This window comes from Arthrobacter sp. YAF17 (assembly GCF_052113365.1).
GTDB lineage: Bacteria > Actinomycetota > Actinomycetes > Actinomycetales > Micrococcaceae > Arthrobacter.
In genome coordinates this window covers 126,336-148,302 of record NZ_JBFRDB010000003.1, presented here as the reverse complement: position 1 = coordinate 148,302, position 21,967 = coordinate 126,336, and the positions used below count along the sequence as shown (strand labels likewise).

18 protein-coding genes and 1 riboswitch are annotated in these 21,967 nt (G+C 67.9%); of the genes, 13 read left to right on the top strand and 5 right to left on the bottom strand.

Going from position 1 to position 21,967, the window contains the following annotated elements:
* Nucleotides 1-12 precede the first annotated feature (12 nt).
* The 3 genes from AB4Y67_RS04670 to AB4Y67_RS04660 all read right to left on the bottom strand — a co-directional run bounded on the left by AB4Y67_RS04670 (nucleotide 13) and on the right by AB4Y67_RS04660 (nucleotide 4,193).
* Nucleotides 13-1,077 (bottom strand): hemolysin family protein, encoded by a 1,065-nt coding sequence (locus AB4Y67_RS04670; RefSeq protein WP_441404615.1) that lies wholly within the window; start codon nucleotides 1,075-1,077, stop codon nucleotides 13-15.
* Nucleotides 1,074-2,411, bottom strand: a complete 1,338-nt coding sequence (locus AB4Y67_RS04665; RefSeq protein ID WP_441404614.1) for a hemolysin family protein — start codon at nucleotides 2,409-2,411, stop codon at nucleotides 1,074-1,076. Before AB4Y67_RS04665 ends, AB4Y67_RS04670 begins: the two co-directional genes overlap by 4 nt.
* A gap of 321 nt (nucleotides 2,412-2,732) precedes the next feature.
* Nucleotides 2,733-4,193: a GuaB1 family IMP dehydrogenase-related protein gene (locus tag AB4Y67_RS04660; protein WP_441404613.1), complete on the bottom strand. Its 1,461-nt coding sequence runs from the start codon at nucleotides 4,191-4,193 to the stop codon at nucleotides 2,733-2,735.
* A 329-nt stretch (nucleotides 4,194-4,522) separates the two neighbouring features.
* Between AB4Y67_RS04660 and AB4Y67_RS04655 the strand changes: the two genes are divergently transcribed.
* From AB4Y67_RS04655 to AB4Y67_RS04635, 5 genes are all read left to right on the top strand, one after another.
* The gene (locus AB4Y67_RS04655; protein WP_441404612.1) at nucleotides 4,523-8,311 is read left to right on the top strand and encodes a multifunctional oxoglutarate decarboxylase/oxoglutarate dehydrogenase thiamine pyrophosphate-binding subunit/dihydrolipoyllysine-residue succinyltransferase subunit; all 3,789 of its coding nucleotides are present in this window, start codon (nucleotides 4,523-4,525) and stop codon (nucleotides 8,309-8,311) included.
* Between the two features lie 132 nt (nucleotides 8,312-8,443).
* On the top strand, nucleotides 8,444-9,043 hold the full coding sequence (locus AB4Y67_RS04650; RefSeq protein WP_441404611.1) for a GDSL-type esterase/lipase family protein: 600 nt from the start codon (nucleotides 8,444-8,446) through the stop codon (nucleotides 9,041-9,043).
* Between the two features lie 138 nt (nucleotides 9,044-9,181).
* The gene (locus tag AB4Y67_RS04645; RefSeq protein ID WP_441404708.1) at nucleotides 9,182-10,009 is read left to right on the top strand and encodes a DUF4097 family beta strand repeat-containing protein; all 828 of its coding nucleotides are present in this window, start codon (nucleotides 9,182-9,184) and stop codon (nucleotides 10,007-10,009) included.
* Nucleotides 10,009-10,629: a PadR family transcriptional regulator gene (locus AB4Y67_RS04640; RefSeq protein WP_441404610.1), complete on the top strand. Its 621-nt coding sequence runs from the start codon at nucleotides 10,009-10,011 to the stop codon at nucleotides 10,627-10,629. Before AB4Y67_RS04645 ends, AB4Y67_RS04640 begins: the two co-directional genes overlap by 1 nt.
* 120 nt (nucleotides 10,630-10,749) lie before the next feature.
* Nucleotides 10,750-10,824 carry a 50S ribosomal protein bL37 gene (locus tag AB4Y67_RS04635; RefSeq protein WP_104061284.1) on the top strand — a complete coding sequence of 25 codons (75 nt, stop codon included), beginning with the start codon at nucleotides 10,750-10,752 and terminating at the stop codon, nucleotides 10,822-10,824.
* A gap of 103 nt (nucleotides 10,825-10,927) precedes the next feature.
* On the opposite strand, the gene rsrA is transcribed toward AB4Y67_RS04635, so the two are convergent.
* Nucleotides 10,928-11,188, bottom strand: a complete 261-nt coding sequence (rsrA, locus tag AB4Y67_RS04630) for a mycothiol system anti-sigma-R factor (protein ID WP_441404609.1) — start codon at nucleotides 11,186-11,188, stop codon at nucleotides 10,928-10,930.
* On the bottom strand, nucleotides 11,185-12,054 hold the full coding sequence (locus AB4Y67_RS04625) for a sigma-70 family RNA polymerase sigma factor (RefSeq protein ID WP_441404707.1): 870 nt from the start codon (nucleotides 12,052-12,054) through the stop codon (nucleotides 11,185-11,187). Before AB4Y67_RS04625 ends, rsrA begins: the two co-directional genes overlap by 4 nt.
* A gap of 332 nt (nucleotides 12,055-12,386) precedes the next feature.
* Here AB4Y67_RS04625 and AB4Y67_RS04620 point away from each other — a divergent pair, with 332 nt between their 5' ends.
* The 8 genes from AB4Y67_RS04620 to AB4Y67_RS04585 all read left to right on the top strand — a co-directional run bounded on the left by AB4Y67_RS04620 (nucleotide 12,387) and on the right by AB4Y67_RS04585 (nucleotide 21,956).
* The gene (locus AB4Y67_RS04620) at nucleotides 12,387-12,935 is read left to right on the top strand and encodes a DoxX family protein (protein ID WP_441404608.1); all 549 of its coding nucleotides are present in this window, start codon (nucleotides 12,387-12,389) and stop codon (nucleotides 12,933-12,935) included.
* Nucleotides 12,936-12,942: 7 nt separating this feature from the next.
* Complete coding sequence (gene aroA / locus AB4Y67_RS04615) at nucleotides 12,943-14,346, top strand: 3-phosphoshikimate 1-carboxyvinyltransferase (RefSeq protein WP_441404607.1); 1,404 nt, start codon at nucleotides 12,943-12,945, stop codon at nucleotides 14,344-14,346.
* Entirely contained in the window at nucleotides 14,330-15,445 is a 1,116-nt protein-coding gene (gene rsgA, locus AB4Y67_RS04610) for a ribosome small subunit-dependent GTPase A (RefSeq protein WP_441404606.1), read from the top strand. Before aroA ends, rsgA begins: the two co-directional genes overlap by 17 nt.
* A gap of 55 nt (nucleotides 15,446-15,500) precedes the next feature.
* The gene (hisN, locus tag AB4Y67_RS04605; RefSeq protein WP_441404605.1) at nucleotides 15,501-16,313 is read left to right on the top strand and encodes a histidinol-phosphatase; all 813 of its coding nucleotides are present in this window, start codon (nucleotides 15,501-15,503) and stop codon (nucleotides 16,311-16,313) included.
* Between the two features lie 179 nt (nucleotides 16,314-16,492).
* Complete coding sequence (locus AB4Y67_RS04600; RefSeq protein ID WP_441404706.1) at nucleotides 16,493-17,950, top strand: glutamyl-tRNA reductase; 1,458 nt, start codon at nucleotides 16,493-16,495, stop codon at nucleotides 17,948-17,950.
* Nucleotides 17,951-18,037: 87 nt separating this feature from the next.
* Nucleotides 18,038-18,151, top strand: a riboswitch (SAM riboswitch).
* Nucleotides 18,152-18,185: 34 nt separating this feature from the next.
* Nucleotides 18,186-19,652: an aminotransferase class V-fold PLP-dependent enzyme gene (locus AB4Y67_RS04595; protein WP_441404604.1), complete on the top strand. Its 1,467-nt coding sequence runs from the start codon at nucleotides 18,186-18,188 to the stop codon at nucleotides 19,650-19,652.
* An 89-nt stretch (nucleotides 19,653-19,741) separates the two neighbouring features.
* On the top strand, nucleotides 19,742-20,500 hold the full coding sequence (locus tag AB4Y67_RS04590; RefSeq protein ID WP_441404603.1) for a class I SAM-dependent methyltransferase: 759 nt from the start codon (nucleotides 19,742-19,744) through the stop codon (nucleotides 20,498-20,500).
* Between the two features lie 169 nt (nucleotides 20,501-20,669).
* Nucleotides 20,670-21,956 (top strand): Nramp family divalent metal transporter, encoded by a 1,287-nt coding sequence (locus AB4Y67_RS04585; RefSeq protein ID WP_441404602.1) that lies wholly within the window; start codon nucleotides 20,670-20,672, stop codon nucleotides 21,954-21,956.
* Nucleotides 21,957-21,967: the final 11 nt, after the last annotated feature.

The following is a 21,967-nucleotide window of genomic DNA, read 5'->3' as shown; positions in this document are numbered from 1 at the left end:
AGCCTGTCGCAGCTACTGGTCCTGGCCGAGCCTCCKGTAGCCCGTGGCCTGCGTGGCGTCTCGGATCTCGCCGACGAGTTCCTCGATGACGTCCTCAAGGAACAGCACGCCCTGGGTTTTTCCGTCCGCGCCGATCACACGGGCCAGGTGCGATCCGGTCCGCTGCATCACTGACATGGCCTTCTCGATCTCGTCGTCCATGGACAGGTTCGCCAGGGACCGGATGTGGCTTTCGGCGATAGGCTGGTGATAGGCCGCGTCCGGGATGGACAGCACATCCTTGATGTGGAGGTAGCCGGAGAGCATCCCGTCATCGTCCAGCATCGGAAAGCGCGAGAACCCGGTCCGGCTCACGGCCTTTTCAAACTCCACCGGCGTGGTGGCCGACCTCAGCATCACCAGCTTGTCCAGCGGGACCATCACGCGAGACGCGGTATGTTCCGAGAACTCCAGCGCACCGGTGATCAGCCCGGCGTCGTCATCCACCAGCCCGTGGCGGGTCGATTCCTGCACGATCGACTGGACCTCCTCAAGCGTGAAGGAGGACGTGACCTCATCCTTGGGCTCGATCCGCATCAGTTTCAGGATGTGGTTGGCGGCCCAGTTGAGTGCCACGATCACCGGCTTCACCACGCGGGCGATGAACATCAGCGGCGGCGCCAGCAGCAGGGCCGCCTTGTCCGCCACGGACACCGAGATGTTCTTCGGTACCATCTCGCCAATCGTGACGTGCAGGAACGTGACCAGCAGCAGCGCGACGGCGAACGCGGCGATGTCCGCGATCTCCACCGGTACGCCTGCCGCTTCCAGCGGCACCACCATCAGGTGATGGATGGCCGGTTCAGCGACCTGCAGGATCAGCAGCGAACAGACGGTGATGCCCAGCTGGGCGCAGGCCAGCATCAGCGAGACGTTTTCCATCGCCCGCAGGGTGGTTTGCGCGCGCTTGGATCCCGCCTCGGCCAGGGGTTCGATCTGGCTCCGGCGCGCGGACATGACCGCGAACTCGGCACCAACGAAGAAGGCGTTGCCGAGCAGCAGCACAACAAGCCAGAGAATTCCTGCCCAGTCGCTCATGCGGCACCTACCTGCCCGGCCGGGTGGTTCCCGCCCTGGATCCGCACGGGCTTGAAGCAGATCCGGTCGATCCGCCGCCCGTCCATGCGGGTGACGCTCAGGGTCCCGCCGCCGACGTCGACGGTGTCACCGACCGCGGCAATCCGGCCCAGCTGGCTCATGACGTAGCCTCCCACCGTTTCGTAGGCAGACTCGTCGGGCACGGTCAGGCCCGGGATCTGTTCGGAGAGTTCATCCGGGCGGAGCAGCCCCGGGAAGTACCAGTCCCCCGAAGCGCTCTGGAGGAGCCCCGGCCGGACCTTGTCGTGCTCATCGGCGACTTCTCCGACGATTTCCTCCACCAGGTCCTYGAGCGTGGCGATGCCGGCGGTTCCGCCGTATTCGTCCAGGACCACGGCCAGCTGCAGGTTGCCTTCGCGCAGTTCCGCCAGCAGGGCATCCAGGTGGATGGTTTCCGGAACGCGGAGCACGTCCGTCATGATCGCGCCGGCCTCCAGTTTGGCGCGCCGGTCGGAGGGCACGGCGATGGCCTTCTTGATGTGCACTACGCCGCGGATGTCGTCCGAGGATTCCCCGATGACCGGGAACCGCGAATAGCCGGTGCGGCGTGCGGCGTCCACAATGTCGGACACCGGCTGGTCGCCGTCGATGGTCTCGACCCGGATGCGGGGCGTCATGACGTCCGCTGCCGTCCGTCCCGAAAACTTGAGCGTCCTGGCGACGAAGTTGGCGGTCCCGGCGTCGAGGGTTCCCATCGCCGCCGAGCGGCGCACGAGCGAGGCCAGTTCCGCCGGAGTCCGGGCACCGGAAATCTCTTCCTTGGCCTCGAGGCCAAAGATATTGAGCACCTTGTTGGAGAAGCCATTAAGCAGCACAATGGCGGGTTTGAAGATTGCGGTGAAGATCAGCTGCGGGCGGGCCAGGGCCTTGCCGACCTGGAACGAAAGCGCAATCGCCATGTTCTTCGGCACCAGCTCGCCGATCAGCATGGACAGGAGCGTCGCGAACGCCATCGCAAGGATCAGGGACACGGAGGAAATCGCGGCGTCCGGGAGACCCAGGGCGCGCAGCGGCCCTTCGAGCAGTTTGCCGACCGACGGCTCCATAACGTACCCGGTCAGCAGGGTGGTGATCGTGATGCCCAGCTGGCAGCTGGAGAGCTGCGTGGACAGGGATTTAAGGCATTTGAGCAGGGGTGCGGCGGCAGTGTCGCCGTCATCCACGGCGCGCTGGACCGTCGCCTGGTCAAGGGCGACGAGCGAGAATTCAACGGCTACGAAGAAGCCGGTTCCGAGGATGAGCAGCAGGCCCGCGAAAAGAAGGAGCCACTCCATTTAGCGGCCCGCTTCCGGGGCCGTGGCAACGCGTGGTTGCCCGCGTAATCCGCCCGGCGGAGGATGGTCAGCCGCGGCCGACCCTGATTCCTGGAAAGCTCCGGCGTGGCGCGCCGGAGAGTGATGGGCACGTGAACGGGGTTTGCCGGCTCTTCGGGAAGACTGCGCGGGAACGGATTCCGTTCCCCGCTGACAGCCCCCAGGCCGGCACCTAGATTTACTGTCCATAAGAATTTCAGTCTACAGGAGCACCGGCGGCCGGCCGCCGTCATGACACCCTCTAGGAGGGGCCCGACGGCGGCCGGTTCCGTCCGCGGCGCCTCACCAGCTCTGCGGGACCGGACGGCCTTCCTCGTAGCCGGCAGCGGACTGGATTCCCGCCACCGCGCGTTCCCGGAGTGCCGCAAGGTCCGCCGCACCGGCGTAGCTCATGGAGCTGCGGAGCCCGGCGGTGATCATATCCAGCAGATCCTCGACGCCGGGCCTCGCCGGATCGATGAACATCCGGGACGTTGAGATGCCTTCCTCGAACAAGGCCTTGCGGTCCTTTTCGAAGGCGCCCTCGCGCTGGTTGCGGTTCTGCACGGCCCGGGCGGACGCCATGCCGAAGCTTTCCTTGTACTGCCGCCCGCCGGCGTCCTGCTGCAGGTCCCCCGGGCTCTCGTGCGTGCCGGCGAACCAGGATCCGATCATGACCTGGCTTGCCCCGGCCGCCAGGGCAAGCGCGACGTCCCGCGGGTAGCGGACACCGCCGTCGGCCCAGACCCGGCCCTCGGCCGCCCGGGCGGCGGCCGAGCATTCGAGCACCGCGGAGAACTGCGGCCGGCCCACGGCCGTCATCATGCGGGTGGTGCACATGGCGCCGGGGCCAACACCGACCTTAACGATGTCCGCCCCGGCCTGGATGAGTTCGCGCGTCGCCTCGGCCGTGACCACGTTGCCTGCCACCACGGGGACGCCCGGGTTGAGGCCCTTGACCGCGGCCAGGGCATCGAACATTTTCTGCTGGTGGCCGTGCGCGGTGTCCAGGACCAGTACGTTGACCCCGGCGGCGAGGAGTTCCGCGGCCCGCCCGGCGACATCCCCGTTGATACCGACGGCGGCAGCGACCTTGAGCCTGCCGGCGGCGTCCAGGGAGGGCCGGTACAGCGTGGAGCGCAGTGCGCCCTTCCGGGTGAGGACCCCGGCCAGGACACCGTCCCGCTGCACGGGCGCAAAGTCGGTCCCGGCGGCGTCCATCGCGTCGAAGGCGCGGCGCAGGCCGGAGCCGGCGTCGCCGTCGGGCGTGTCGTCCAACATGGCGGCGTCAAGTACCAGCGGCTGGCGCATCACCGAGGCGATCGAGGCGAAACGGTCTTGGCCCTCGCAGTCGGCGGCCCTGACGATGCCGCTCACCGCACCCGAGTCATCCACCACCACGACAGCCCCGTGCGGACGCTTGCCCATCAGGTGCAGGGCATCGATGACGGTGTCGGCGGGCGAGAGCGTAACCGGGGTCTCCAGGACGGCGTGGCGGGTCTTGAGCCAGGAGGCAACATCGCGGATCACATCCAGCGGTACGTCCTGCGGCAGCACCGCCAATCCGCCGCGCCGGGCCATGGTCTCGGCCATACGCTTGCCGGTCACCGCCGTCATGTTGGCCGCCACCAGCGGAATCGCGGACCCTGTCCCGTCATCCGCGGACAGGTCCACGTCCAGCCGGGAGGTGACGTCGGAACGGGACGGTACCAGGAAGAGGTCCGAGTAGGTCAGGTCGGTGGTGGGCTCTGTCAGGAAACGCACTGCTGCTCCTTAAAGTAAGCAAAAATTGGCATTCCGGTGCTCAACGGGTTCTCTGAGCGATTCTAGCGAGGCTTCCCGAACCCTGCGGACGCGTCCGCTCATCTGCCCGGCCGGCCGCGCCGGCAGCCCCGATGGACGGCCGGAAGACGCGCCGCGGCGGCGCTTGAAGCCGACTCGATGATTTGAGTCACCCTTATTGGCGGTTTGGCAAGAATCGTCACTAGACTGGCAGGGGTCTGGGTTCACTGGACGCGGAGACTGGTTCAATCGTTGTGCTGCGGCACCGTGAAACCAGTGGGAATCAAACTCATGGAAGAGGCGTAATTCAAGTGCCAGAGCAGCCTAGCCACCGTCTACCAGAGGAATTTGGCGGAAACGAGTGGCTCGTTGACGAACTGTACGAGCGTTATCAGCAGGACAAGAACACGGTGGATGCCAAGTGGTGGCCCTTGTTCGAATCCTTTGGCGCCGGAGACAGTGCCTCCACCAACGGGACCTCGGGCGCAGCGGCAGTTGCGCACCCCGCCACCCGCGAACTTCCCGTGGTAGCTCCTGCGGCTCCGGCAGCGCAGCCGGCCGCACCTGCAGCTCCCGCCCCGGCCTCGGCCGCTCCTCCCGCCGCGAAGAAGGCTCCGGCCACCATTGCCCGCGACGGTTCCAAGACCTCGGAAGCCGGCCCCGGCACTGCGCCCATCCCGGCCCAGCTGCCCAAGAACATCAAGGCCCCCACGGCTCCCGAGGAAGACGTCGTCTCCGTCCTCCGCGGACCGGCCAAGGCGATCGCGTCGAACATGGTCACCAGCCTGGAGGTTCCGACCGCCACCAGCGTGCGGGCGATCCCAGCGAAACTGCTGATCGACAACCGAGTGGTGATCAACTCCAATCTTGCCCGTGCCCGTGGCGGCAAGGTCTCCTTCACGCACCTGATCGGTTACGCCGTCATCCGCGCCCTGGCCCAGTTCCCCTCGATGAACGTCTACTACGACGAGGTCGACGGCAAGCCAGTCGCAGTCCAGCCGGCCCACGTCAACTTCGGCATCGCCATCGACATGCCCAAGCCCGACGGCACCCGCCTGCTGATGGTCCCGAACATCAAGAAGGCGGAGACCCTCAACTTCTCCGAGTTCTGGCACACGTACGAGGACCTGATCAAGCGTGCCCGCGCAGGCAAGCTGACGGCCGACGACCACTCCGGCACCACGGTCTCGCTGACCAACCCGGGCGGCATCGGAACTGTACACTCCGTGCCGCGTCTGTCCAAGGGACAGGCCGCCATCATCGGCGTCGGCGCATTGGATTACCCCGCGGAATTCCAGGGCGCCAGCGCGAAGATCATCGCGCACAACGCCATCAGCAAGGTCCTTACCCTGACCTCCACCTATGACCACCGCGTCATTCAGGGTGCCGGCAGCGGCGAGTTCCTGAAGCTGGTCCACCAGCTCCTGCTGGGCGCCCAGAACTTCTACGACGAGATCTTCGAATCCCTGCGGATCCCTTACGAGCCCGTGCGCTGGAGCCCCGACCTGCAGGTGGACCCGGCCGACGAGATCAACAAGGTCGCCCGGATCCAGCAGCTCATCCACGCCTACCGCGTCCGCGGCCACCTCATGGCGGACACCGACCCGCTCGAGTACGTCCAGCGCAAGCACCCGGACCTCGACGTCCTGACCTACGGCCTGACGCTGTGGGACCTGGACCGCGAATGGCCCACCGGCGGTTTCGGCGGCAAGCCCATGCTGGCATTCCGCGACATCCTCGGCGTGCTCCGCGATGCATACTGCCGCACCACCGGCATCGAATACATGCACATCCAGGACCCGGAAGAGCGCAAGTGGTTCCAGGACCAGCTGGAGCACCCGTACTCCAAGCCGAGCCGCGACGAGCAGCTGCGCATCGTCTCCAAGCTCAACGCCGCCGAGGCATTCGAGACCTTCCTGCAGACGAAGTTCGTCGGCCAGAAGCGTTTCTCGCTCGAGGGCGGCGAGTCCCTGATCCCGCTGCTGGACGCCATCATCTCCGACGCTGCCGACGACGAACTCGACGAAGTGGCGATCGGCATGGCCCACCGCGGCCGGCTCAACGTGCTCACCAACATTGCCGGAAAGACCTACGCCCAGGTCTTCCGCGAATTTGAAGGCACCCAGGACCCGCGCTCCGTGCAGGGCTCCGGCGACGTGAAGTACCACCTCGGCACCGAGGGCACGTTCACCTCGGACAACGGCAAGGAGACCAAGGTCTACCTGGCCGCCAACCCGTCGCACCTCGAAGCCGTGGACTCCGTCCTCGAAGGCATCGTCCGCGCCAAGCAGGACCGCCTCGACCAGGGCGAAGCCTTCCCCGTGCTGCCGATCATGGTGCACGGCGACGCCGCGTTCGCCGGCCAGGGTGTTGTCGCTGAAACGCTCAACCTCTCCCAGCTGCGCGGTTACCGCACCGGCGGCACCATCCACATCGTGGTCAACAACCAGGTCGGCTTCACCACCGCCCCGTCCTCGTCGCGGTCGTCCACGTACTCCACGGACGTCGCCAAGATGATCCAGGCGCCGGTGTTCCACGTGAACGGCGACGACCCCGAAGCCGTGGTCCGCATCGGCCAGCTCGCCTACGAGTTCCGCCAGCGGTTCCACAAGGACGTTGTCATTGACATGGTCTGCTACCGCCGCCGCGGCCACAACGAGGGCGACGACCCCTCGATGACCCAGCCCCTGATGTACAACCTGATCGAGGCCAAGCGCTCGGTCCGCAAGCTGTACACGGAATCCCTGATCGGCCGCGGTGACATCACCGAGGAAGAAGCCGAGCAGTTGCTGCGCGACTACCAGGAACGGCTGGAGCGTGTCTTCGCGGAAACGCATGCCGCGCAGACGTCGCCGATTCCAATCATTACTGCGGATTCCGCCGCGGTATCGGATCTGGAACGCCCGATGGCACAGCAGTCCGACTCCGGCATCAGCGCCCCGGCGTCGACGGCGATCTCCGCGGAGACGCTGGCGCGCATCGGCAAGGCACACGTCGACATCCCCGAGGGTTTCACGGTCCACGCGAAGCTCAAGCAGCTGCTCGAGAAGCGCGAAGTCATGTCCCGCGACGGCGGCATCGACTGGGGCTTCGGCGAACTGGCCGCGTTCGGTTCGCTGATCATGGAAGGCGTTCCCGTCCGGCTCGCCGGCCAGGACTCCCGCCGCGGCACGTTCGTACAGCGCCACGCCGTCTTCCACGACCGCGCCAACGGCGACGAGTGGCTGCCCCTGGCACACCTCTCCGATGACCAGGCCAAGCTGTGGATCTACGACTCCCTGCTCTCGGAATTTGCGGCCATGGGCTTCGAATACGGCTACTCGGTGGAACGCCCGGATGCCCTGGTGCTCTGGGAGGCGCAGTTCGGCGACTTCGTCAACGGCGCGCAGACCATCATCGATGAGTTCATCTCCTCGGCCGAGCAGAAGTGGGGCCAGCGCTCGTCGCTCGTGCTGATGCTGCCGCACGGTTACGAGGGCCAGGGGCCGGACCACTCCTCCGCCCGGATCGAGCGCTTCCTGCAGATGTGCGCCGAAGAGAACATGATCGTGGCCAACCCCACGACGTCGGCGTCGCACTTCCACCTGCTGCGCCGCCAGGCCTACAGCCGGCCTCGGAAGCCGCTCATCATCTTCACGCCGAAGCAGCTGCTCCGCCTCAAGGCCGCAGCGTCTTCCGTGGAGGACTTCACCACCGGCACCTTCCGGCCGGTCATCCCCGAGCACGAGCAGCTGCAGGCCGACGCCGTCGAACGTGTCCTGCTGGTCTCCGGGCGCCTGTACTACGATCTGCTGTCCACCCGGCAGAAGACCGGCGACAAGACCACGGCGATCATCCGGGTCGAGCAGCTTTACCCGCTGCCTGCCGCCGAGATTGCCGCGGAGCTTGCCAATTACCCGAACGCCGAGGTTGTCTGGGCCCAGGACGAGCCCGCCAACCAGGGTCCGTGGCCGTTCATCGGCCTGAACCTTCCGGACGCGCTGGACCGCCGGGTCCGCCTCGTTTCCCGCCCTGCCTCGGCTGCCACCGCGGCTGGATCGATGAAGCGCCACTCGGCCGAGCAGGACACACTGCTCAAGCAGGCATTCGCACGTAAGTAAGGTCAACGCTGCCCGGCCGGAGATTGGATCACGCAACTCCGGCCGGGCAGAGTTGTTTAAACCGTCACCGTCCCCGGGCACCGTTGTCGTCCGGGGGCGGTTCAATGGACGCTCTGGAGTGAAGAGGTAGTCGTGGAAGATCGAAAGCTGCGGATCGCAGCCGTGGGCGATGAACTGCTGGCCGGCCTGGGTGACCCCCGGGCGCTGGGCTGGCTGGGGCGGGTCCTGGCGCGCACGCCGCAGGACGGACTGTCGCTGGAATGCTATTCCCTCCCCTGTCCGCAGGAGGGAACTGAGGGTCTGGCCGCCCGCTGGCTTGAGGAAGCCGGCCGCCGCTTCAACAGCCACCACGAGAACCGTCTGGTGATTGGCCTTTCCGGCCGAGATGTCGAGTTTGGCCTCTCCACTGCACGCAGCCGGCTCAACCTCGCCAACATCCTCGACTCCGCCTCGCAGAGCAAGATCGAGGTTTTTGTCGTTGGCCCGCCGCCGTCACTGGACCCGGCCCAGAACCGCCGGCTCGGCGAGCTCAATACCGCCTTCGCCGATGTCACCACGCGGCGCAAACATCTCTACGTCGACACCTTCTCCCCCCTGCTCAACCATGAACAGTGGCGGCAGGACCTCGCCGCCAACGGGGGCACGCCCGGCCAGGCCGGCTACGGGCTGATGGCGTGGCTTGTGCTGCACCGGGGCTGGTTCCAGTGGCTGGGGATGGAAACCCCCGAATAGGCCCCGCCCTGCTCCGGGAAATTCGCGATATATCTTGACCGTGCAGTTGCGGCGATATATCGTGACTTCATAGTCGCGATATATCGTAACCATCGCATGAAGTATCGCCCTCCCGGAGGAACCATGTCAGAGAACAGCATGACGGAGAACAACTGGACCGTCACCGGTCCGCAGACCATCGACGTCGACGGCGTCCGGTCGCTCAAGCTCGGCATAGTCCGGGGCCGGTTCGACATCGTCACCCATGAGGAGGCCGTCGCCAGAATCGAGGTCTCCGAGGTCTCCGGCGATCCGCTGGCGATCAGCATCGTGGTCGGACGCCTCGAGGTCCGGCACCAGCTGCACGGCCCGCAGGGCTGGTTCAAGAATTTGATGGACACCGTCAGCAACAACAGCAACAACTCGGCGGTCATCAGCATCGCCCTGCCAGCCGGCGTCGACGTCGAGGCCGGCACCGTCAGCGGCGACGGCATGGTCTCCGGAATCAGCGGGCACACCCGGCTCAACACGGTTTCCGGTTCCGTCCTGGCCGACGGCACCTCCGGAAACCTGGCCGTCAACACTGTCAGCGGCGAAGTGATCGCCCGCAACCACCACGGCGTCCTGACGGCCAAGAGCGTCTCCGGCGAGATCACCGCCTCCGGCGATTTCAGCCACATCCGCGCCAACACCGTCAGCGGAGACCTGAGCTTCGACCTGCACGGCTTTACCCAGGACTTTGGCGCCAACTCGGTGTCGGGTGACGTCACCATCCGCGTCCCGCACGACGTCGGGGTGGACATCATTGCCAAGTCCGCCAGCGGCGCCGTCGTCATTGGCGACACGAAGTACGCCCAGCCCGGCGGCGGCGTGCAGACCATCGCCGGGCCCGACTCCCAGCTCATGCTGGTCCGCACCAACTCCGTCTCGGGCAAGACGTCGATCTTCCACCGCCCGCCGGCCCCGGACACCGAAACGGGGCTCTGATGCCTCCGGTCTTCGCCCATGGCGCCCTCCGGCTCTACCTCCTGGCCCTGCTGGAGACCGGCCCCAAGCACGGCTACGAACTCATCAAGGCGCTCAGCGAACGTTTCGGCGGCACCTACTCCCCCAGTGCCGGGACCATTTATCCGCGGCTCGGCAAGCTGGAAGAGGAAGGGCTCGTGGCCACGCACACGGAAGGCCGCCGGACCCGTTACAGCATCACCCCGGCCGGGCTCCTGGAGCTGAACAGCCGGCGGGACGAACTTGCCGGCGTGGAAAACGACATCTCCGCATCGGTCCGGCGGCTCGCGGACAACCTGCGCCAGGACATCAAGGACAACATGCGCGGGCTGCGGGCGGACCTGGCGGCAACCGCCGAGGCCGCACGCTCCTCGGCCCGCGCGGCCGGTTCAACGGTCGCCTCGCTGGCGGGCCAGCGCTACTCGCAGGAGAGCGATGGCCGGCTGCGGGAAGCGGAGATGCTGGTGCAGGCCTTCCGCGACGACATCCGGGTGGAATTGCGCCGCCACGGCGGCCGGCACCCGATCACGCCGGTGACGCTGGAGACGGTCAGGACGGTGCTGGACCAGGCCCGGATCTCTATCCGGAATTCCCTGGACTAATCGTTTCAGTTTGCATTGCCCCTCCGGGACACCTGCCCGCCCGCCGGTTCGCGGCGGGTCCCCTGATGTGGGAGACTTGAGGGCAGCTCTTTTGAGTACCAAAAATTAAGGAGGCCAGCTATGAGCAAGCGTGCACGTAAACGTCGTGACCGTAAGCGTGGCGGCGCGAACCACGGCAAGCGCCCCAACGCCTAAGCAACGCTTAGGAACCACAGCTTTGGACAGATGACCCCGGAAACCTCACGGTTTCCGGGGTCATCTGTTTAATGGTACTCGGGCGGCGCCGGTTCTGCCTGGGTCAGGCCTCGACGGGGTTACTGGAGTGGATCCGGTCCAGGATCGAGTTCTTCAGGTTCTCCGGGGCGGCTTCGGTGCAGGAACGCTTCACCATCACGCGGATGACACATTCGAGGTCGTACTGCTCAAAGCATTCGGGGCAGCCGTCCAGATGGTCCTTGATCTCCGCGATGTCATCGCGGGTGAGGGCACCATCCAGATACTCGTAGATACGTTGCATCCGGGCGTCATCGCAATCGCCCAGTCCCTGGCAGTCGCTCATTTCCTGTTCTCCTGTTTGTTGCTTCCGGCCGCCGCGGTGGCATCTGCGGCCCTGAATCCCCGCTCGGCGGCGTAGTCGGCGAGCATATCCCGCAGCATTTTCCGGCCCCGGTGCAGCCGGGACATCACGGTCCCGATCGGCGTGTTCATGATGTCTGAAATTTCCTTGTACGCGAATCCCTCGACGTCGGCGAAGTACACGGCCAGCCGGAATTCCTCCGGGATGGCCTGCAGCGCCCGTTTTACGTCGGAATCCGGCAGGTGGTCAAGCGCCTCGGCCTCGGCCGAGCGCAGTCCCGAGGACGTGTGCGACTCCGCCCGGGCCAGCTGCCAGTCCTCAATGGTGTCCGAGTTGGACTGCAGCGGCTCGCGCTGCCGCTTGCGGTAAAGATTGATGTAGGTGTTTGTCAGGATGCGGTACAGCCAGGCCTTCAGGTTGGTGCCCGGCTTGTACTGGTGGAAGGCCGAAAAAGCCTTCGTGTAGGCCTCCTGGACGAGGTCCTCGGCATCCGCGGGATTCCGGGCCATCCGCATGGCCGCGGAATACAGCTGGTCCACATACTGCATGGCGTCGCGTTCGAACCGCACGCGGCGGTCCTCCGCCGTTTCCGTCGCAACATCCAGAGCCTGGCCGTCCACGATCAGCTCCTGGGCGGCCGCATCGTGCGCGGGGTTGGGCGCCAAGGCAGGGCTGGGGAGTGCGCCGGCAGGGCCGGCAACAGGTGACTCGGCGGGCGTCGCGCCGTTTCCGGCTGCCTCGTGCATGGCCGCAACGGCCGGATCCATGGTGCTCATTGCCTTCAAGTCTACTGTTACCTTCCGGCGGGTGTCCGTAATCGCCGGCACCGCTCCATCCTGCAGGGCCATCGTCCACAACGCGGCAGGATCCGCCGCAGGCTGCGCAATGTCCCCGATAAGCGCGGTGCCACGTGTCAGCTTGTCCTTCACCAGAACCAAATCTCCGCCTCCCTGGCGCCACGCCGGAATCCTCCAGCCGCGGCACCGTGTTCCAGCCCGGCATGTGGGCTGGCCTGACTCGTTATCGTGCTCTTGTTGTCTTGCCCCTTGACCAGCCGCAAACCGGCGGCCGGGCCTGTCATTCACAACCCCGCCGGGCAGGCAAATATTCCGCAAAAGTGCAAGACTAGAACCGGTTCTCCCGCATTGATTCCGCGGTTCGTCCATCCAGGAGGAAATTCATGTCCTTTGTCCGCTTTCTCGCCCGGCCCATGCTCGCCTCCAGTTTCGTCCTTGCGGGCATGGACAAGCTAAAGAATGCGGACGACACCGCGACGCAGCTCTCACCCCTGCTGCGCCGCGCCGCGGAGTCCCTTCCCTTCCAGACCAACGAGAAGGTCCTGGCCCGCGTTATCGGCGGCACACAGGTTGGAGCCGGGGTCCTCCTCGCACTCGGCAAGTCAGCACGCCTGGCAGCCACCGTCCTGGCTGTCATCTCCGCGCTCAACGGCTACGTTGAATGGCGCAGTGCGGACATAACGTCCAAGGAAGGCCGCGACGCCCGCCGCAAGCAGCTGCTGAAAAACGTCTCGCTGACCGGCGGCGTGCTGCTGGCCTCCGTCGACACCAATGGCAGGCCCAGCCTGGCCTGGCGCGCCGAACACCTCGCCGCGGACGCCAAGAAGAACGCCGGCCACCTCGCCGCCGACGTCAAGAAGACCACCGGCAAACAGCTTAAGAAGGCCGACAAGGCCGTGCGCAAAGCCGTAGACCACACCCACGGAGCCTAAAACAGCAATGACCGGCACCACCCCCACCGCAGCCGCCCATCCCCTTCCGGCCGGGACCCCTCCGCTCTGGCGGGCGCCCTTCGCCGACCGGCCCGTTGACGCGACGGTCACCGTGCCGGGATCGAAGTCCCTGACCAACCGGTACCTCGTGCTGGCGGCTCTCGCCGACGGGCCCTCGCGGTTGCGCGCTCCGCTGCACTCCCGGGATTCGGCCCTGATGATCGAGGCCCTGCGGCAACTCGGCGCCACTATCACCGAGGTTCCGGGCGACGGCGCCTTCGGTCCCGATCTGGCTGTCACGCCCATCAGCACGGAACCCTCCGGGGCTCCGGCCGCGATCGACTGCGGCCTGGCCGGGACGGTCATGCGCTTCGTGCCGCCAGTCGCGGCCCTGCGCCGGGGGGCGTCACTGTTCGACGGCGACCCGCACGCGCGCAAACGCCCGATGGGCACCATCATCGAGGCCCTGGCCGGACTCGGCGTAGCGGTCAGCGCCCCCGACGGCGGATCGGCGTCGTCATTGCCGTTCACCGTCCAGGGCACGGGGGAGGTCCGCGGCGGCCACCTCGTCATCGATGCCAGCGCCTCATCGCAGTTTGTCTCCGCCCTGCTGCTGGCCGGCGCCCGCTTCACCGACGGTCTTCACCTGGAACACCGCAGTACCGAATACCCGGGAAAGCCCGTGCCGAGCCTGGACCACATCAACATGACCGTGGCCGTGCTGCGCGGCGTCGGCGTGGGCGTCGATGACTCCGTTCCGAACCACTGGGTTGTCTCCCCCGGCCTGATCCGCGCCTTTGACCAGCGGATCGAACAGGACCTCTCTAACGCCGGCCCCTTCCTGGCGGCGGCCCTCGCCACCCGCGGGACCGTGCGGATCCCCAACTGGCCCGCAGAGACCACGCAGGTCGGCGACCTCTGGCGCGGCATCCTCACGGCCATGGGTGCCGCCGTCACACTCACGGACGGCACCCTGACGGTCACCGGCGGGGCCGAGATCAAGGGTGCCGACTTCGACGAGACCAGCGAGCTCGCGCCCACCGTGGCAGCACTGTGCGCCCTCGCCACCGGCCCCTCGCGGCTGACCGGCATCGCCCATCTCCGCGGGCACGAAACGGACCGGCTCGCCGCCCTCGTGGCCGAGATCAACCGCCTGGGCGGGGATGCCGAGGAGACTGGCGACGGCCTCGTCATCCGCCCGGCGCCGCTGCGCGGCGGCATCGTCCACAGCTATGCCGACCACCGCATGGCCACGGCGGGCGCCATCCTTGGCCTGGCAGTGCCCGGCGTCGAGGTCGAGGACATCGCGACGACGGCCAAGACCATGCCGGACTTCCCACAACTCTGGGAAGCCATGCTGGCGCAGCGAACCGCAGCAGAGAAGGACTCCGCCGGTGGCACGCAGCACTGATTCCTGGGACGAATCCGACGTCCGGATCCGCCCCAACAAAAAGGGATCCCGGCCCCGTACCAAGGACCGGCCCGCCTATGACGACGCCGTCACCGGCCGGATCATCACCGTGGACCGCGGCCGCTACACCGCCGTCGTCGCCGAAGGCACACCCGAAGAGCGCAAGATCATCGCCGCCCGGGCCCGGGAGCTGCGCCGCAACCCGGTCGTTGCCGGCGACTTCGTCTCCCTTGTCGGGGACGTCAGCGGCGAGCCGGACACGCTGGCCAGGCTGGTCAAGATCCAGGACCGCAAGACCCTCCTGCGGCGCAGCGCCGACGACACGGACCCGATCGAGCGCGCCGTCGTCGCCAATGCCGACACACTGGTGATCGTCGTGGCGGCCGCCAACCCGGAGCCGCGGACCGGCTTCATCGACCGCGCCCTCGTCGCCGCGTACGACGCCGGCATCGAGCCGCTGCTGCTGGTCACCAAGGCTGACGTCAAGGATCCTGCGGAACTCCTCTCCAATTACCAGCACCTTGCCTTCCCGGTGATCATCTCCAAGACGGCGGATTCCGCCGCCTCCGGCATCGACGCCCGCTCCGACGACGGCCTGTCCGCGCGCCTGGACAAGGACGCCGTCTCGCAGCTGCGCGGCCACCTCGACGGGAAGGTCACCGTCATGCTGGGCCACTCCGGCGTCGGAAAATCCACCATGGTGAACGCCCTGACCGGCGCCGAGCGCGCCACTGGCGGGGTCAACGCCGTCACCGGGCGCGGCCGCCACACGTCGTCCTCCGCCCTGGCCCTCAAGGTCAACGATGCCCCGGCGGGCAGCTGGATCATCGACACCCCGGGCATCCGCTCCTTCGGCCTGGCCCACGTGGACCCGGACCGGATCCTGCGGTCCTTTCCGGACCTCGAGCCCGGCACCGACGACTGCGAGCGGGGCTGCAAGCACGATTCCAGCGCCGTCAACTGCGGAGTGGACGCCTGGGTGGCTGCCGGCCACGCGGGCGAATCCGGCCCGGCCCGGCTCGCCTCGCTCCGCCGCCTGCTGGGGACGGACCCGCGGATGGAAGCACAGGACGTCAAGGAACTGGGCACCGTCTCGTAGCCGGCTGCGGTCCCGCCTACCGCTCCCCCGCCCGCTTTGGCGGTAGTTTGGAACCATGAGTCAACCCGCTTCGAGCTACAACGATGACCTGCGCCTTGCCCATGTACTGGCAGATTCCGTAGATTCCCAGACCATGAGCCGCTTCAAGGCGCTCGACCTTCGGATCGAGACGAAGCCGGACCTCACGCCGGTGACCGACGCCGACAAGTCAGCCGAGGAAGCCATCCGCGGCCAGCTGTCCCGCTCCCGCCCGCGCGACGCCGTGCTCGGCGAGGAATTCGGCAGCTCAGGCCACGGCTCCCGCCGCTGGATAATCGACCCGATTGACGGGACCAAAAACTTCGTCCGCGGCGTCCCCGTCTGGGCCACCCTGATCGCCCTCGTCGACGAAGGCGAGCCGGTGGTCGGCGTCGTAAGCGCCCCCGCGCTGGGCAAGCGCTGGTGGGCCGCCAAGGGCGCCGGAGCCTACATGGGGCGTTCGCTGGCCGCCGCCACCCGGCTGAAGGTCTCCAACGTCTCGGAGCTCTCGGACGCCTCCCTGTCCTACTCCAGCCTGGGCGGCTGGAAGCAGCGCGGCAACCTCGACGAGTTCCTCGGCCTCACCGAGGAAGTCTGGCGCACCCGCGCCTACGGGGACTTCTGGTCCTACTGCCTCGTGGCCGAAGGCGCCGTCGACATCGCCTGCGAGCCCGAGCTGAACCTCTACGACATGGCCGCCCTGGTACCCATCGTCACCGAGGCAGGCGGGCGCTTCACCTCCCTGGACGGCGAAGACGGCCCCTTCGGCGGTAACGCCCTCGCCACCAATTCGATCCTCCACTCCGAGGTCCTCAAGCGCCTCAATCCCGGCCTGGACGACCTGCTCTAGCAACCCGACGGGCCCGCCCCCAAGGATTCCGCAACCTCCCTGTACGACGCTGTCCAGGACGGCCGGCCTCAGCCGGCCTCAAGGTAGGGCATCTTTTTGGGAGGAGAGCAGCCTTGTCTGACACAGCTCATGCCCGGACTGGCGGCACCGCCGGGATCGGCCCGGTACTGCTGGTGCTCATGGCGAAGTACCGGGACCTGGAGCCCGAATCGGCCGCCGCACTGCACGCCGCCGCCACCGGGCTCGCGCCGCAGCTTCTCGCCGGCGGCTCGCCCGTCGCCGCATCCGTGGTCCTGTCCACCTGCAACCGATTCGAAATCTACTGCGAAGTCCCGTCCGAGGCGGGCCTGGCAGCCGCACGCACGGACGTCCTCGAGTCGGTCCATCTCGGCTCCGGGCTGCCCAAGAACCGCCTTTCGGGCCTCTTCGAGGAACTCCGGGGAACTGCGGCCGCGGAACACCTTTTCGCCGTTGCCGCGGGGCTGGATTCCGTCGTCGTGGGTGAACGCGAAGTCGCCGGCCAGGTCCGGCGCGCACTCTCGGACGCGCAGGCCGCCGGAACCACCAGCGGACGGCTGGGCAGGCTGTTCCAGGCCGCATCCCGCACCGCGAAGGACGTGGGGGCACAGACCGCACTCAGCAGCGCGAGCAGATCCATCGCTTCCGTTGCCCTGGACCTTGCCGCCGCCGTGGGCCCGCGGGACGGCACCAAACAGGCCGGGATCGCCGGCGCGTCGGCGGTTCTCTTCGGGACCGGCGCCTACGCCGGGTGCGTCGCGGAGCTGCTCCGGAACCGGAAATGTTCCGACATTTCGGTTTTCTCCCACTCCGGCCGCGCGAAGACCTTCGTGGCGGCCCGGGGCGGCACCGCCCTCTCCGCCGGCCAGCTGCCGGCAGCCGTTGCGGGGGTGGACCTCCTCATTGGCTGCAGCGGCTCGGGGGCCCGGCTCGACGCTGCCGCCCTCACCCGGTGGCGTGAGGGTGCGGCCCGTCCGCTGGCCATCATCGACCTCGCTCCCAGCCACGATTTCGACCCCCGCGTGGGCGGGCTGCCAGGCGTCGAACTCATCACGCTGGAATCGGTGCACCGCGCTGCTCCCCCGGCGGACGCCGCGGCGCTGCGCCGAGCCCGCGCCCTGGTCCGGCAGGCGGCACGCCACTTCGAGGAGGAGGAAGCCGGGCGCGCCGTGGATACCGCCGTCGTCGCGCTGCGCGAGCACCTACATCAGGTCCTCCACAGCGAAATGGAACGCGTCAGCAAACAGCATGGCCGGTCTGCCGCGGCTGACGACGTGAACCTCGCCCTCCGGCATCTGATCCGGCGCCTGCTCCATACCCCGACGGTCCGCGGCCGGGCGCTCGCCGCGCTTGGGCGCCAGGACGACTACGCCGCTGCCCTCGATGCCCTGTTCGGCCTCAGCATCTCCACCGGCAGCCAGCAGACCGCCCCGAGCCGGGACGCCGCCCGGCCAGTCCGGGAACACGCCGAAGAACCCGCCGAAACGGTCGCAGCGACGGCCAATCCGGTCTGCGGCGGCACCGCCCGCCCGGGCGCCGGATGCCCGGGAACCTGTTCAACTTTGCAGTTCCTGACGAGCCCCCGGACCGGCATCGCCGCAGCCAGCCGAGCGTGCTAGCGAGTGTGCTAGCGCCCGCGTAACAAACAGCTTCACAATCGGCCAGCACCTTTTCGCGCGGGCGGGGAATGTCCTAGGCTCGAAACAGGTCACGAGTGCCAGCGCTAAACCCCGGTTTGCTGGCCGGCAAMCCTCCATTCGCGGCGGGGTGCCCCGGGTGACGACCTGGCCGGTCCGGAACGGACCCGGCAAGCGCGGATCCCCGGTACGTGGGGTCCTTTTCAAGCGAGGTCCCATGACGACTGCCACCATTCCCGCCACCCCCGAACTCCGTGCCGTCGCCGGCCAAGCGCATCCCGATGTGCGGTTCGCCGTCGCCCGCCGTCCGCTGGCCGCGGTGACGGGCGCCGAGATCCAGGCGCCGCTGATCCAGGGCGGCAGCGTCCGCTACGCCAACCTGGACTACGGCGCCTCGGCGCCCGCGCTGTCGGTGGTCTCGGCCTACCTCAACGAAATCCTGCCGTTCTACGCCAGCGTCCACCGCGGCGCCGGCTATGCCTCCCAGATCAGCACCTCGGTCTACGAGAACTCCCGCACCATCGTCCGCGATTTCGTGGGCGGCCGTCCGGACGACGCCGTGATCTTCACCCGGAACACCACCGACTCCCTGAACCTGCTGGCCGGCTGCCTGCCCGTCGTCGACGGCGTGAACACCGGCGAGGTGCTCTACCTCGACATCGAACACCATGCCAACCTCCTGCCCTGGCAGCGGGTGCCGCACCGCAGCGTCATCGCCGCGCCCACCCTCGCCGCCACGCTGGAACTGCTCCACGGGGAACTCGCCCACGGCGGCGTCAGCCTGCTCGCCGTCACCGGCGCCTCCAACGTCACCGGCGAGATCCTGCCGATCCGGGCACTGGCCGCCCTGGCCCATGAATACGGCGCCCGGATCGTCGTCGACGCCGCCCAGCTGGCCCCGCACCGGCGGATCGACATCACCGCGGACGGCGTCGACTACCTCGCGTTCTCCGGGCACAAGCTCTACGCGCCCTTCGGCGCGGGCGTGCTGGTGGGCCGTCCCGACTGGCTAGACGCCGGCACGCCGCACCTGGCCGGCGGCGGAGCCGTGCAGGACGCCCGGATTGACACGGTCAGCTGGACCACCGGCCCCGCCCGGCATGAAGGCGGCTCTCCCAATGTCCTCGGCGCAGCCACCCTGGCCCGGGCCACCCAGGTCATCGCCGGCCTGGACGTTGACCAGTGGCACGCGCACGAAAACGCCATCCGGTCGTTCCTCGTTGAGGGCCTAGCGCGGATCGACGGCGTGACCGTCCACCAGATCTTCGCGGACAGTGCATCCTTCGACGTGCCGGCAGGCCACGAACCGGGGAACGGGGCCGGCACCGGCACCATCGGCGTCGTCAATTTCTCCGTGGAAGGCTACGACGCGGGCCTGGTGGCGGCGTATCTCTCGGCCGAACACGGCATCGGGCTGCGCGACGGCCGGTTCTGCGCACACCCCCTGCTCCGTCGGCTCGGGCTGCCCTCCGGCTCGCTGCGGGCCAGCTTCGGAGTCGGGTCCCGGCTGGAGGACGCCCAGCGTCTGCTCGCCGGTATCCAGGAGCTGCGCCAGACCGGCCTCGGCTGGGACTACGTGGTGGACGCGGGAAGGTGGGTTCCGTCCAACGACACCCGCAGCTACCCGCACTGGGCACCCAACACGCCCGGCACTGCCGGCGCGGCCCCCTGCACCCAGGACTGACCGGGCGGGGAACCAACCTGGCATCGCGGCCCTGCCGCGTGCGGTAAATTCGGAAGGTACCCATCCGGACCTGCCGAAGGAGATCGCACGTGGCACGCGGTGGCCCCAAACTGCACCGGGAACGGCGCCAGGAGCTCGGGCAGAGCTTCCAGGACGGCGGGGAGCACTACGAACGCGTGCGCCCGGGCTACCCCGACGATTCGGCCGACTGGCTGATTCCCGCCGGGGCGAAGGACGCCGCGGACGTGGGCGCCGGCACCGGGAAGTTCACGGCGCTGCTGGCCGGGCGCGGGCTGCACACGGTGGCTGTTGACCCGTCCGCCGACATGTTGGAGCAGCTGCGCAGGACGCTTCCGGGCGTCACCGCCGTCGAGGGTACCGCCGAGCACACGGGTCTGCCCTCCGGGGCTTTCGACGTCGTCACGGTCGCCCAGGCGTGGCACTGGTGCGATCCCGTCCTGGCCAGCACGGAGATCGCCAGGATCCTCCGCCCCCATGGTGTCCTGGGGCTCGTCTGGAACCAGCTGGACACGTCCGTTCCCTGGGTGCACCGGCTCTCGCGGATCATGCATGCCGGCGACGTCCACAAACCCCACTTCAGGCCCCCGCTGGGCCCGGAATTCGGGGGGCTGGAGAGCCACCTCACCCGCTGGGAAGATCCCGTGCGCACCGCCGACATCATGGAGCTGACCAAGTCCCGCAGCTACTACCTTGCGGCCAGCGAAGCGGTCCGCGCCAAGGTCCTGGGCAATCTCGAGTGGTACCTGCACGAACATCTGGGCCACGGCCCCGGCGAAATACTCCCCCTCCCCTACCTGACACAGAGCTGGCGGGCCGTCCGGGCCTGACCCGGCGGGCCCACGGTTCCACGCGCCGGCATTGCACCGAATCTGCACGCTGGCCTATGGTTTCGGTATGCCTAATAATTGTTTATAGGCAGCTACAAATTATGGGGCGGGCAACAGCGCGCCGCCACCGGCCGCGTCGTCGTGACGCACCTACCCAGGGGAGCCCGCCGTGCTGGAAGTAACAGGACACGAAGCGCCGGCGCCACAGGCACCCGCCCGGCGGAAAAAGGGCGGCCGCCGCGCCATGATCGGCCTTCTGGGCCCGGCGTTCGTCGCCTCGATCGCCTACGTGGATCCCGGCAACGTGGCGGCGAACCTCACAGCCGGCGCCCAGTACGGCTACCTCCTGGTCTGGGTTCTGGTGGCCGCCAACATCATGGCCGTGCTGGTCCAGTACCAGTCCGCCAAGCTCGGAATCGTCACCGGGAAGAGCCTGCCCGAGATCCTCGGTGAGCGGCTCAAGCCGGTCTGGCGCCGCGCGTTCTGGGTCCAGGCCGAGATCGTGGCCGCTGCCACCGACCTGGCCGAAGTGGTCGGCGGGGCGATCGCGCTCTACCTGCTCTTCGGGCTTCCCCTGCCCCTCGGCGCCGTAATCGTCGGCGGCGTCTCCATGCTCCTGCTGGCCGTCCAGGCCCGGAACCGGCAGCGGCCCTTCGAGTTCATCATCATCTTCCTGCTGGGCATCATCACGATCGGATTCCTGGCCGGCCTCTTCATCAGCCCGCCCGACCCGGCGGGCGTCGCGGCCGGCCTGATCCCGGGCTTCCAGGGTCCGGACACCGTGCTGCTGGCCGCCAGCATGCTCGGCGCCACGGTGATGCCGCACGCCATCTACGTCCATTCGGCCCTTTCCCGGGACCGGCACCGCCCGAACCCGCACCTCCACGTGCCCGCGCCAGCCATGACGCGCCTGGTCAAAGCCACCCGCTGGGACGTCGTGGCGGCCCTCGCCATTGCCGGGATCGTGAACATCGGGATGCTGCTGCTCGCCGCATCGACCCTGGGCGGCGAGGAGGGAACGGACACCATCGAGGGCGCCCACGCCGCGATCACCGCCAACCTGGGTCCGATCGTCGGCGTCATCTTCGCCGTCGGCCTGCTCGCCTCCGGGCTGGCGTCAACCTCCGTGGGCTGCTACGCCGGCGGCTCCATCATGCAGGGCCTGCTCAAGATCCGGATCCCGATGATGACGCGCCGGGTCGTCACCCTCATTCCTGCCGTAGTGCTGCTGAGCATCGGCTTCGATCCCACCTGGGGCCTGGTCCTCAGCCAGGTCGTCCTGAGCTTCGGCATTCCCTTCGTCCTGGTCCCGCTGGTCGTCCTGACCAGCAACAAGGCGCTGATGGGCCGCTTCGCGGACGGAATGGCACTTCGCATTGCCGCCATCACCGCCGTGGTCCTGGTGGTCGCACTCAACCTCGTCCTGCTGTGGCTGACCTTCTCCGGCGCCGCCTGACGGTAGGCTGG